The 14150-nt window shown below is 43.4% G+C and carries 7 protein-coding genes; all 7 read left to right on the top strand.

All coding sequences use genetic code 11. The features are described 5' to 3' along the window. The first annotated feature begins 197 nt into the window (after nucleotides 1-197). The 7 genes from MKX40_RS27785 to MKX40_RS27755 all read left to right on the top strand — a co-directional run bounded on the left by MKX40_RS27785 (nucleotide 198) and on the right by MKX40_RS27755 (nucleotide 14066). Nucleotides 198-539: a hypothetical protein gene (locus tag MKX40_RS27785; RefSeq protein WP_036612519.1), complete on the top strand. Its 342-nt coding sequence runs from the start codon at nucleotides 198-200 to the stop codon at nucleotides 537-539. A 519-nt stretch (nucleotides 540-1058) separates the two neighbouring features. Then, nucleotides 1059-4679 (top strand): S-layer homology domain-containing protein, encoded by a 3621-nt coding sequence (locus MKX40_RS27780; RefSeq protein ID WP_339238167.1) that lies wholly within the window; start codon nucleotides 1059-1061, stop codon nucleotides 4677-4679. A gap of 131 nt (nucleotides 4680-4810) precedes the next feature. After that, nucleotides 4811-7459, top strand: coding sequence for a hypothetical protein (locus tag MKX40_RS27775; protein WP_339238165.1), 2649 nt, complete (start codon nucleotides 4811-4813; stop codon nucleotides 7457-7459). A gap of 135 nt (nucleotides 7460-7594) precedes the next feature. Continuing rightward, nucleotides 7595-8188, top strand: a complete 594-nt coding sequence (locus tag MKX40_RS27770; protein WP_339238163.1) for a hypothetical protein — start codon at nucleotides 7595-7597, stop codon at nucleotides 8186-8188. Nucleotides 8189-8335: 147 nt separating this feature from the next. Beyond that, nucleotides 8336-8608, top strand: a complete 273-nt coding sequence (locus MKX40_RS27765; protein ID WP_339238161.1) for an alpha/beta-type small acid-soluble spore protein — start codon at nucleotides 8336-8338, stop codon at nucleotides 8606-8608. Between the two features lie 255 nt (nucleotides 8609-8863). Then, nucleotides 8864-10066 (top strand): methionine adenosyltransferase, encoded by a 1203-nt coding sequence (gene metK / locus MKX40_RS27760; RefSeq protein WP_339238160.1) that lies wholly within the window; start codon nucleotides 8864-8866, stop codon nucleotides 10064-10066. Nucleotides 10067-10283: 217 nt separating this feature from the next. After that, nucleotides 10284-14066: an S-layer homology domain-containing protein gene (locus tag MKX40_RS27755; protein WP_339238158.1), complete on the top strand. Its 3783-nt coding sequence runs from the start codon at nucleotides 10284-10286 to the stop codon at nucleotides 14064-14066. Nucleotides 14067-14150: the final 84 nt, after the last annotated feature.

The raw sequence follows: 14150 nt of genomic DNA, 5'->3' as shown, positions 1-14150 counted from the left end.
AATATCGAATCTATTTAGGAAGGACCTGTCCCTTACACTAAAGGGGCAGGTCCTTTTCATGGCTGTCAATGAATGGACATAGGACACTTTTATAATAGAAGAAACAGAATTATTACCAATAACTATTTTTGTAATTTGCTAGAGTTTAAGATACAATAACGGTAAATACACAATGATCTAGAGGGTGAAGTTAGCTAATGAAACCGATTTATTCGAAAGCCCAGCTGGGCTACATGAAGGCAAAGACACAGTTTGAGAAGCAGGCAGTCATTCTGGAGAAAAAGTTGGAAGATACACGCAAGACTCAGGAGATCTCTCAGGAAGTTATGGAAGGGCTTGTACAGTCCACTGGCTTCCATGATGCGTATAACAATCTGGTTCTGGCTGAGAATGAATTGATTGAATGGTCTCACACGACGATGAAGCATGAGAAAACGTACCGTGAGAACAGACAACCAATTGACGATATGTATCTGAGATTGAACAGTGATCCCAATATGCGTGCTCAAATTATCGAACTCGCGATGAAGATTAAATAACTTATATTTCCAGAACTGCACCGAGAGCATCCCAGTAGGGGTGCTTTTTTATTTTATTTTTTGTGAATTTTGTCGCTTCATGGGCTGAAGTTGCGGGTATAAATAAACGTTGGTAGCACAGACAAACCAGAGATCACATTTTCAGATTCACTGCTGTATCAACGGTTTGAAAAGGTTTTGAATAGCTTCAATACCCGCACTGTACCTATACATAAAAAAAATCAAAACTTTTTTTGTGCAATCCGCAACTTTTTGAAATCTACTGCGTTTAAAGTGTAGAGTCGAAAACATTGGGCCTGTTACCAAGAATGACCTCGTGAAGAATCTTGTCTATTTTTTAGAAAAAATTGCTTTACGCAACGAGAGACCCATTGTATAATACGTAAGGTAGGATTAGGAAACTACTCTATTTACGTGTGATTCTGCTTTACTAACCTAGTTTACAAGTTTCTGTGATATGCTCACAGACATCATTTATATTAACTTGCTCACAACTCTGGAAAGGGGGTGCAACAATATATGAGGAATACGAGCGACCCTATTAAAAAAGAAAATTCAAATGTTATGAACGCCCAAGGAGGAGAAAAAAAGGTTATGAAGAAAATTTTATCCGTAGCATTGTCTACAGCAATGGCATTCTCAATGTTTGCATCTGTAGCATTCGGTGACACAGCAGTTTCCCCGCAACAACAGTTTGATGCATTGAAAGCAAAAGGTATCTTCAACGGTTATCCGGATGGTACAGCAGGTCTTGACAAAGACATGACTCGCGCTGAGTTTGCAAAAGTTATCACTAAATTGCTGGGTCTGAAAGAGATCACTGGAACTCTTTCTTACACTGACAAAAACTACACAGCTAAAAACTGGGCTGTACCTTACATCGAAGCAGTAACTGCTGCTGGTATCATGGAAGGTAAAAACGTTGAGAAGAAAATCTTCGACTTCAACGGTAAAGTGACTGTGTCCGAGATGGCTACAATCCTGACTCGTGCATTGGATCTTGAAATCCCAGCTGAAACAAACAACACTGCTCCAGCTTGGGCTAAAGGTTATGTTCAAGCAGCAATCAACGCTGGTTTGGTTGATGCGAACACTAACTTCACAGCTAACGCTTCCCGTGAATTGCTTGTAGGCGCTGCTTACTCAATTGACCAAGCGCAAAGCTTGAAAGTATCTTCTTACACAGTAACTGAAGGTGGAAAAGTTGTTGAATTCAAAATCAGCGACGGCGAAACTGTAAAAGTTACTTTGGATAAAGCACTTGAAGCTAACAAAGAAACTGAAGTGAAATTTACTTACAAAGATAAGAACTTCACTGAAAAAGTTACTTATGTTGTAGAAGCTGCAACTAAAGTACAATCCGCTTCTTCTGTTAACTTGAAAGAAGTTGACGTTGCTTTTGACGGTAAAGTAGACAAAGCTACTGCAACTGACAAAAACAACTACACTGTTGATAACAACTCCCGTAAAGTTAAATCTGTAACTTTGTTGGAAGATGGTAAAACAGCTCGCATCTTGTTGGATACAACTTCTGCTGGTGCATTCACACAAGGAACAACTTATAAAGTATCTGTGAAAAGCGTGAAATCTTCTACTGGTACTGTAGTACCACAAGGTGAAGTTTCCTTCACATCTGCAGACAACGTTCTTCCTACAGTATCAGAAGTTAAAGCTCTGGGAACAAAAGCAATTAAAGTTACTTTCTCTGAGCCAATCAAAACACCGACAAGCAGCAACTTCCAATTGGATGATAAAGCATTTGTTGGATCTGTAACTTTGGGTGCTAATGAGCGTGAAGTAATCCTGCGTGACTACACAGGAACAATCGCTGCTGGAGATCACAAGTTGACGACTTCTTTGGTTGAAGATTATGCTGGCCTGAAATCTTTGGCGGCAACATCTGACTTCACAGCAGCAGTTGACACTGAAGGTCCTAAAGTGACTGAAATTTCTGCTACTTTGGAAAAAGTAACTGTTACTTTCGATGAAGAAGTAGATCCAAACTCTGTAACTAATGAAAGCTTCTACTGGTTGTCTGGTACAACTAAGAAAACTGGTAAAGCTACACAAATCTCTGGTAATGTATACGAAGTAGACTTCACTGCTAACCGTCTTCCAGGTTACGAAACAAACTTGTTTGTTGATGTGAAAGACTACTCCGGTAATGCAAATGCTACTAAAGAACATAAAGTTACTGCTACAGTTGACCTTGTTCAACCTAAAGTAGTAGACGCAACTTATGGTAGTGACGTGACTGATGAATTGACAGTTCGTTTCGACAAAGCTGTTGACGCTGCAAATATCAAATTCTTCACTGTTAAAAAAGGTAACGATGTAATCCCGGTTAAGAGTGTTTATGCAAAACCAGGTTACGATAACAAAGTATTCAACGTTACATTCTATTCCAAACTTTCCGGTTCTTACAGCTTGAAAGTAGCTGACGTTAAAGACTTCACAGCTTTGAACAATACTTTGGTAACATATGAAGGTACTTTCTTGGCAAGTGATAGTGCTGCTCCTAAACTGGCAGACTTTGGCGGCGTAGATGTTAATCGTTCGGAGCGTAAAGTTGCACTTACATTCGACAGAGAAATTGATCTCGCTACGTTGAACAATCGTGCTAACTATTATGTGAAATTTGTGAAATCCGGATCTTCTGTAGCACAAAACATTTCTCTTCCAACTGATGTACAAGTGAATGTAGCTAACAATGGTAAATCTGTTGTTCTGGTATTCCCACAATACATCGAAGGAACACTTGTTTCGTTCCCAGGATCTGTTCAAGAAGTTAGCATCGCTGGTTTGAAATCTAAAACAGGTCAAGCAACATCTTGGATTGAGTCCGGTACTTTGGATGAGTCAATTATTTCTACACCTACAGCAGAACAAAAAGATGCAAGAACAATCGAGTTGACTTTCAACAAAGCGATTGCTCAAGCTTCTGTGAATGATTTCACTGTATCTGGCAATAACACTGTGAACTCTGTATCAATTGACAATAACAAGGTGACGCTGAAAACATCAGCAGATCTTGCTAACAGCACTAATGTTAACATTTTGAACAATAACAGCATTCAAACTTATGCTGGTCATAAAATTGCTGGAGTTCAGTTGACTACTACTGGAACAGTAGCTCCACGAGTTAAACTTAATTCCGGTGATACTCTTTCACAAAATGACAGAGTAATTGTACTTCCATTTACTGTAGCTCTTGATGACACAGTAGATCCTGCTGGTGTGGCAGCAAACCTTTTGGTTAAACGTGCTGACAAAGCGTCTGATAGCGATGCATTGGTGCCTGTAACTGATTACACAGCGGAAGTTGTAGGTAGTACAGTTGAAATCACTATTAAAGACACTTATTCCAACCCTAGCAATATTGAATATATTGTTAGTGTGAAAGACAATGCAACATTTATTCGCACTACTGATGGTAAGTTTGCTGCTAAATCGGATGCATTCAGAACATCCGCTAATGTAACTTCACCAACAGGTGTTACTACTAGTGCAGTTTCAACTGTTAGAGAAGGCGCTGTTCAAGACAATGGTGCAAAACAAGTAGCAGAATTGACTCTGACAGGAACACCAACTGTTGGTGATGATGTGGTTGTAGTATTCAATGACGGTGCTGCTAAAAGTGTAACTCATACCGTAGCTACTGGTGAGACACTGGCTGATATTGCTACCGATGTTGCTGGTGAATTTGCTACTGCATTGACAACTAATTACGTTGTAACTAGCAACGGTGCAAAAGTTGTATTCACAGCTAGAACTGAAGCTGCAAGCAAACCAATTGGTGCTACTGTGACTGGTGCTGCATTGTCTGGTTCTGCACGAACAACGACTGAAGGTAAAGCGCCAGTGGTTGCTGCTACACAACAAGTTAGCATCACTGTGAATCATAAAGCCGACAGAAATGGAAGCAACACTGTGACATTCACAGATGGAACAATTACAAAAGAAGTGAAAATTGATGTTTTGGTTGCTGATTCTACAGATGCTATTGCTGCTAAGATCAAAGATGCATTTGCTGCTGAACTGACTGGTTACACAGTAACTAACACTGCTTCAGTAGTAACATTTACAGCAGATATTGCTGCACCAAGCAAAACAATCTCCATCAAAACTTCTGCTAACTAATAGCAGTGAGTTGTAAAAAAGCTTACCCATCTGGGTAAGCTTTTTTTCTTTTATACAACAACATCGTAACTTTCTCTTTCTCTCAAACGTTTATACTATAAAGCAACAAGCAACTTATGGGAGGTTTGGAAGTGAATCATAAAAAGGTCATAACGACTTTGATAACTAGTATGTTATTCATCAGTTCAAGTGGAGGCTTAATAGCTGCCGCAAGTACACCAGCTAACTCAGGTAAACCTGCTACCAATAACGGCGCGACAACAACGAAGCAACAGACAACAACCACGAACAAAGTCGTACATACACTGGCTAAGGTACCTGCGGTCAAAGTAACTGCGCGGAGTACCGTGAAGCTAACCGACGTTAATATCTTGTCCCAAGACGACGGGAATACGGTGACGTATACACTGACGTATAAAAATAATGACAGCACACCGATGATGATGCTTGATTATTGGAGCAAAGTGAAAACAAAAGGTGGAACAAGCTTCTCTCCAAAGCTGATCGCCAAGGATCAAGAGAAGAAGACGGTATCACCGGGTTCCACGGTGGATCTCACATACGTTATGAAGGTTGGACGTGAAGTGAAATTAAGTGATCTGAATTTCCTGATTGTAAAATGGGATTTCAGTAAACCGAATTATGAAAGCACACTGGGGAAATTCAATGTTCCCGCATCATATAGCATCACTACACCTGTAGGTAAAACAAAGACGGTTCGTCTGAGTGATTCAGCCGTCAAGGTTAAAGTCTCTGGTATTAAAGTGTATCCGGGTGAGAATAAGAAGCAATACGTCAAAGTTGGCGTAAACCTGAATAATATCAGTTACAAGCTGTTGGATAATCCAAACATCAAGTGGATTCTACGTACACCCGGTGGTACTAATTATCCGTTGACCCCGGATAAGGATAGTACAGGTGTCAGCATTCAGGCACAGGCCAACATAACGTTAAATTTAATGGCTTCATTGCCTACAGCGTTGAAACTGGAGAAGTCAGAATTACTGCTAGTGGAAGAACAAGGTGAAGAGAAGACTGCTCTACCGGTAGCTGCGCTACAGCTTCCTCAAGCCAGTCAAACCAATGTAAATGTAGCAGCGAACCAACCGAATATTATCTCGATTGATGGACAATCTGTATCGACTCTTCTGGAATCTGCTCGTGTCCGTGGTGAGGATGAGGAGTTCGATCTAACGATGCAGTGGGTCATTAAGAACCAAGGGAAAAAAGAAGTTAAGGTTCCCAAATACGCATTAGAGATCCGTACAGAAGATGGTACTTCCTATCCGATCGAGACGAAGGCGCTAGATGATCTGAAGCTGAAACCAGGTGCGACTAAAACGATCAAGCTGATCACTACGATTCAAGGAGATGGGGATACTAGCAAGATCAAGCTATATGCCATGACGCCTACAACCAAAGATGAGAGCAAAGAAGGGGAAACGTCTGGTGGAGGCACGAGTGGCTTTGAGTTCTCCTATCCGGTTGGCATCTATGCTATTCCTGAGTCCGTAACAAGTGGAGATGGGCTTACGACAGAAACGGTAATTAAGAATAGTAAAGGTACATTCGGTGTATCTGTAGGCTCCTTGCAACGGCTTCCTTGGACAGACAGTGATATTATTGCTGCCAAGGTCACCATTCGTAATGCTTCAGCCAAAACGGTCCAATTGCCTGAGCTGGAAGCGATGTTCACCATTGATTCCGCTAGAATTGATGGAGATACGAAGCTGATTAGCGCGCAAGGCGGCAAGTTGCTCGGTTCGGGGATGGTCATGGAAGCTTATCTCCTTACGAAGATTCCATCTGAACTTAACATGAGTCGTCTGGAATTGACGTTGCTGGAGAAAGTAAGTGAGGAAGAAAAGAATGATTGGATTACTCTTAGCACGTCTGGGTTAATTCAGCCCCTCTCTTATGTAGGCGAAGGGAAGACTTATACCCAAGGAACTTCTGATAAAGAAACAGAGCTGGGCATACGCAGAACGTATGTGTATCCGGGATCTTCGTCCGATATTGTATATACCGAATTCGAGATGACGAATAAGTCTCTGCGTCAGAGTGGCCTTGCGAAGTTGGTAGGATACTACAAAACAGCAGATGGTCAATATTACAAAGCAACAGCCAAGCAGGCAAACCGTGTACCGGGACCAGGTCAGAAGAGTATTGTGACGTTCTGGGCTAAAGTACCGAAAAGTGTAAAAACATTATCTGATATGCGTCTGATTGTAGGTGAAGGCGTTGCTGACAACAAGTTTGTCACGGGTGAAGGCGAGGCGACGGCTTATGTTAATGCCATGTCATTCGAGGTGCAACCGAAATCATTATCTGTTCTATCATCTCTGAATGACATAGACTTGTATCCGTTCAAATTCTCGGGCAGCAATATCAAAGCTTACCTTACAGGTGGAACGGCAGTACAGATTGAGATGATCTACTCCTTAACACAGGAGGAAGCCGTGGATAGTGGAGAGTATGGACACAAGCTTGTTCTATCTCTAACCGATGGGTCAGGAAAAGTGTTTGATAAAGAGATCACACCAGGAACCGATCTGAAGACAGGCATCAACCAGACGCTCAACTGGAGTATTGATGACACCGTATTTGACAAAATACGTGGTGGCTCATATCGCGTAGCCTTGTATGATGTGTTCGAGGGACAACGCCTACGCCTTGCAGAACAAGGTTATAGTTACGATGTGTCCAAACTGCCTAAAGAAGAACCTATCATACCTGAGTTCCCGGAAGAGGGTTCTAATAATCCCAATAATAATCGGTAACTTGTACGAAAATTAAGATATTTTAAAGCTAAGACCTCGCTTCCCCATCTGCGGAAGCGAGGTTTTGCTTGTCGCATGTCTATTTATTCTCTATAGTTAAAGTTAATAGATTACCAGAGGAGGAAAATGATTCACATGAAACCTTATATGAAAGTATCTCTCGCTGCGCTGGCCATTGGTGTTGGCGTGTGGGTTGGGTCGGTATACAGCAATACAGCCATTGGAGCAGGGACCAGCCAACCAGGTACAGCGGATGATCCAGTTGTAACGAAGAGTTACGTAGATCAGCAGATCCAACAAGCTTTGGGCGGTAAGATCCCGACTGGAGGCGGTGGTACCAGTACGGGAACAGACAGCAATGCAGGAAATGGTAACAATACAGGCTCTACAGGAACTGGGAACTCCGGTAGCTCAGGTGGTGACACTTCCCTTCCTCCACTGGTCTCAGGCGCTTCTGATGCCGTTGAGATTGTTACCGTGAAGCCGGGTCAACAGCTGATCGGCAAGTCTGGCGCGGAGTTCATTGTACGTAGTGGCAAAGCTGTGATCGTCAGTGAAGGTACGAATGGTGTAGCGGATCTGACGGACGGGATTGACCTGACGAATGGACAGGCAGCGCCGACCAATCACCTGCTCTCTTTTCCAAGGGATGGACGGGGGATCACGGTATTGGAAGGCAACAAATACAGCCTAACCGTAATGGTTCGTGGTGGATATACTTTGAAATAGGTTTTGCTTCTGTTAAAGGAATTATTCATTATTCATACATTTCATTTGCTCAGATTACCCAGTTCTAACAAACATTAATACGGCTAGCAAGCCTTGTTCCTGCTCACTCTATAACTGTTGATAATTAATTACTGGAGGTGCAGGAACATGGCTAGAAGCAACCGCAAAGTGGTACCCGAAAGTCGTCAAATGCTGGATCAGATGAAGTATGAGATTGCTGCAGAATTTGGTCTCAAAGTGGGGTATGGTGGCAGAGGTTTGGCTGGTGCGGATACAGAATTTGGATCTGAACTGGGTGAAGTAAGTGATCACTCTTATGGGCAATACAAAGGGTGGGGACATCTGACTTCCCGCGAGAATGGATCGGTTGGTGGAGAGATCACCAAAAGGCTAATTCGTCAGGCAGAGCAGCACTTATAAGGCTTTTTCCTTACCCCAATTCGTTTGACACGTCTTGACAAATACGTTAAGATGGCATTTGAGGTATGCAACCTTTTCCACTAGGGAAAGGTTGATTTTCGTTTGAGGCAATTACCTGAAAAATCCTTATCTTCGTAACTGCGGACCCAGGGTCCTTATTCCATGTTGGAAAGCTTCGAGGGTACAGTGAACGAATCGCTGTCATGTTTTGTTCGGGCAATCGCCATACTACTAGTTATGGGAGGTTGAAACTTCATGTCTGTTAAAGGCCGGCATCTATTTACATCGGAGTCTGTAACTGAAGGACATCCGGATAAAATCTGCGATCAGATCTCAGACGCCGTATTGGACGCGTTTCTTGCAAACGACCCCAATGCTCGTGTAGCTTGCGAAGTTTCCGTAGCCACAGGCTTAGTGCTTGTCATCGGTGAAATCAGTTCAGCTTCTGAATACGTGGACATTCCGTCCATCGTTCGTAATACAATTAAGGATATTGGCTACACACGTGCCAAGTTCGGTTTTGATTATAACACTTGTGCAGTTCTGACTTCTCTGAATGAGCAGTCTGCTGATATTGCCCAAGGCGTTAACGCAGCGCTTGAGAATCGTGACCCAGAACAAGTCGCTCGTGAAACAGAAAACATTGGTGCAGGTGACCAAGGTCTGATGTTCGGTTTTGCAACGAACGAGACACCAGAACTTATGCCTTTGCCAATCGCATTATCCCACCGTATCGCACGCCGTCTGGCGGAAGTGCGTAAGAATGGTACGTTGGAATATCTTCGTCCGGATGGTAAAACGCAAGTAACGATTGAATACGACGGTGACAAGCCGGTACGTGTGGATACCATCGTTGTGTCTACTCAGCACGCTGAAGAGACTACACTGGAACAGATCCAAAAAGACATTAAAGAACATGTCATCTTGCCTGTCGTTCCAGCGGAATTGCTGGATGAGCAGACTAAATATTTTATCAACCCAACAGGACGTTTCGTTATTGGCGGACCTCAGGGAGATGCAGGCCTCACTGGACGTAAAATCATCGTAGATACTTACGGCGGTTATGCACGTCACGGCGGTGGTGCGTTCTCTGGTAAAGATCCGACAAAAGTAGACCGTTCCGCAGCCTATGCGGCTCGTTACGTAGCGAAAAACCTTGTAGCTGCGGGACTTGCAGACAAAGTGGAAATCCAGCTCGCTTATGCGATTGGTGTAGCCAACCCTGTATCCATCAACGTGGATACATACGGTACTGGCAAAGTCAGCGAAGAGAAATTGGTTGAGCTTGTGCGCAACAACTTCGATCTTCGTCCGGCTGGCATCATTCGTATGCTGGATCTGCGTCGCCCAATCTACAAACAAACTGCTGCTTACGGTCACTTCGGTCGTACAGATCTGGATGTACCTTGGGAGCAAGTGGACAAAGTAGACCATTTGAAAGCTCAAGCAGGTCTGTAATTAGCTAACATTATGTGGATCATTCAATGAGGCCCTTGATTCCGTTCAGGAATTAAGGGCTTTTTTGTGCTTCCATCGATTTTACTGCTTGCATGGACAAAGGAAAAAATATGGAATATATACCCAAATAACTAAATGAAATCCCTTCTCTAACCGAAATACATAATGAGGTCTGTACATCAGACAAGAGAAGAAATTTAGATAAGGGGGAAGATCAGTGAAATCGAAGAGAATCGCAAGAAAAGGCATACTTGGACTCTTGATCGTCATGCTAACTGCTCAAGGCTGGCTTACGGGTTGGAGTGGAGTTGAGCGGGAAGCATATGCGGCACACGCATTAAGTGCAAATGGAATAACGAATACTGTTCCTGCTGTGAAAGGAACGAATGTGGATAGTTCAGTTCCATTCGTTATTGATTTTGATAAACCTGTTCAGAAGGCAACTGGTACACAAAGTTCAATCGTGATTAAACGTTTGGATGACAATACAACGATGGGTTCGGTGCTGGTATCCAGTGACCAAGTTGTGATTGATCCCACACCACCGATTACAGACCCTACGACACCCGATGCGGGAGACAATACACCTGTACCAGCTACTGGCCTACGAGTGACGATTACACTGGGAAAGACTCTACCGGGAGCAACATACTATGTAGAGATAGATAATAAATCATTTGTTTACGCAGACAATACTGCATTTCCGGGACTGACTAACAAAGAGTGGACCTTCAGTACGCTGGGACTAGGCTCAACTTCCCTTGTGAGTAGAGTTCCTGATAACGCAGCAATGGTATCCCTTTCAACCAAGGTAGTAATGACGTTCGATAAGCCGGTAACCGCAGGTAGAGGCAATCTCATTATTTATCAGGGAAGAGTTGGTGGTACAGTATTTGAGCAGATTCCAGTAAACGCAGGAGCACCTCGAATTACAGGTTTTGGAACCAATACGATTACGATCGTTCCCACGAATAACTGGAACAACAACACTACATATTACATCGTAATGCCAGAAGGTTATTTGCGAGATAGCAATGAGAATGATATCAGTGCAATTAATGGGAATGTTTGGGGATTCAATGTCATATCCGATCCGACGTCTCTTATGGTATCTACTGTATCTCCCGCAAACGGTACTACCAATGCACCATTAACGGGAAATTTAACAGTTACATTCAACAAGGAACTTGATACGAATTACATTCAGAATGTAACGCTCAAAAAATCAAATGGAGCAACTGTTTCATCTAAGACAGTCATAAATAGTTCAAACAATAGACAATTGCTGATTACACCTACCAACGCATTGGATAGCAACACAAATTACGTGGTAGACATCCCAGCCAATGCGTTTCGTGATAAAGCAGGAAATACATTTACAGGTCTTAATGGGTCTACATCATGGGCCTTTAAAACATTAAGTGCAGATACAACTGCACCTGTGTTGAAGAATGCTAAGATGCATAGCAATAACACCATTCGCCTAACATATGATGAGTGGCTGTACAGCACTAATTCGCTGAGTAGTACGTATGCTGTCACTGTAAATGGTGAAAAGAGGAATGTCAGCTCCACTTATATTTCAGGTGACAGTGTATATGTGGTCTTGGATACGGGTGTAGCGGTAGGACAAGTTGTGCGAATTTCATATACACCCGGTACAACAGGTAATCGTCTTACAGATCAATCTTCCAATGCTGCGGCTGCTTTTGGCGCACGAGATGTGGAGAACGGTTTAGATTCTGTTATGTCCAAGCCGCGAGAAGGAAACGTATATTACAGTACAATTACGTTGTACTACCCTGAGACGGTATATATCACTTCAAGTGATGCTGCGAGACAGTTCAGCGTAACTGCGGATCAGTCGGCTGTAGGTATCAATAACATATCGATCAATGGCAGCTCAGTCGTGACATTGAACCTCAGTCGGTCCATTATGGATGGTGAAGTCGTTCGTGTTGCTTACACGCCAGGTTCTTGGCCTGTAAAAGATACACGTGGACAGGCTCTTGCTGGATTTAGCGGCTTCTATGTCCGCAATTCCATCGATACCAAACCACCTGAGTTCAAGAGTGCTGAGGTGAGTGGTAACAAGTTATGGGTGCGTTACAATGAACCACTGAACACGACAAATAAACCGCTCAACAGCCAATATTCTGTTCTGGTTGATGGCAAGCCAGTCTTCGTTAATGATTCTGAGATCGAAAATGATCTGGTCACGTTAACGCTGGCTTCAGCGGTGAAGGATACACAAAATATATCGTTATCCTATGTACCTGGAGCCTTGCGATTAACGGACCTGAACAATAATCCAGCAGGATATCTCAATCTGACTCCAGTAACGTACACATATGGGAATGGCAAAATCCTGTCGGCTACGCTTCAGGGAGACACGGTTCAGATTAATTTCCGTGATTCAATCCAGTCCCAGACTGCACTAACAGCATCTCAGTTCAGTGTAGTGATTGGTAATTCAACCACAACTGTATTGTCTGCTTTAGCTTCTGGCTCTGTGGTGACGTTGAAAGTGGATACTTCAGCAGTAACATCGACAGCTACTCAGACGGGAACGGTGAGTTATGTACCTGGGGCAGTGCCGTTGCGGGATGCGTCGAATGTCACGATAACAGCATTTGGTCCACTTACGTTGCAACAGACGAATAATAGTTCGAACAATAATCAGTCGGGAAACCGTCCTTCCTGGTTGGCCGAATTGGATGCATCAAGCTATGGTCAGTCTTTACTTGTGATGAATAATACTACGGCTTCTGCTGTATCTGCGATGTCCCACTTTAATCGCCCGACTCGTCAATTCAACGTGGATGCAACCAAGTTGATTCAGTCCTTTGAATACGCTGGAGCAAACGGGAAATTGACTCAGCCGGTGGTATTCGAGATTCCGGATAGTGAATCGGCTGCGTATGTTGGGTTCCCATTAAATGCACTGACTCAGATTGCTGCAAGTTATCGCACAGGCACTATAGGTGTGAAATATGGCGATCTCCTCTGGACGGTGCCACTGTCTAATCTAGATATGGCGGCTATGAGTCGGAGTGTAGGAACGTCAAACACAAGTACAACGACAGGAGCAGCAGTTCCATCCTTATACGTTCAGTTAGAGACGGTACCAGTATCTTCATCGGGGACGATGGAAGGCTTGATTGCAGGTGCAGGAGCGCAGAAGCTTGGCAATTATACGGATGTATATTTGTATGCCGGTAATGGAACGAGCGATCAACGTGTAGATCAGAATGTCAAAAGCCAACTGGCCATGCAATTGGCTGCCAATACCCCAAGTGTAACATCCGGATTTACGTATATCGATCCAGTTACATTTAGGTTATCGAATGTACCTAGTTCCTTTAAAAATACGACAGGTGGTGTAGTTGTCCGAGGACAACTGAATGGCAATCAGTCGGTAGTCCCTGTTAACAACATCGTTAGTTATCCGGATACAGCGTCACACTGGGCTAGTGAGGTCATTAAGGAGCTCTCTGCCAAATGGATTATTAACACACCTACGGGTAGCTTCTACCGACCGAATGAGAACATTACACGTGCAGAATTTGCTGAATTGGTCGCTAGAGGTCTTGGACTGAATGGAGAACCGACCGCAGCAAGTCGTTTCCAGGATGTACGTAGCGGTAGTGTGACAAGTGCCTATATCGGTGCTGCAGCTGAAGCGGGCATCATTACTGGAAATACCGATGGTACGTTTAAGCCGGATCGCCCCATCACGCGTGAGCAGATGGCACTTATGATGGTGCGGGCTATGAAGTACGGAGGCAAGACTGTTTCGCTGCAATCTTCGGCTGCTTCCACTCTATCCAAGTTCAAGGACAGTAACAAAATCCAGTCCAAGGATTCTGTTGCCAAAGCGGTTCAGGAGGGAATCATTCAAGGCATGACAGCCAGAACATTCGAACCTCAGGGAAATGCAACTCGTGCACAGGCAGCAGTCATGTTAAAACGAGTTTTGGACAAGTTAGGATATCTATAGTAGTAAGTAGTTCTTTTATCTTATTGAAGCGAAATCGATCAGGGGAATATGTTCAACTGGTTGGTTTCGCTTTTTTATATTATA

The organism is Paenibacillus sp. FSL R5-0517, from assembly GCF_037974355.1.
GTDB lineage: Bacteria > Bacillota > Bacilli > Paenibacillales > Paenibacillaceae > Paenibacillus.
The sequence above is the reverse complement of the archived record's forward strand: the minus strand, read 5'-3'. Positions and strand labels throughout refer to the sequence as shown.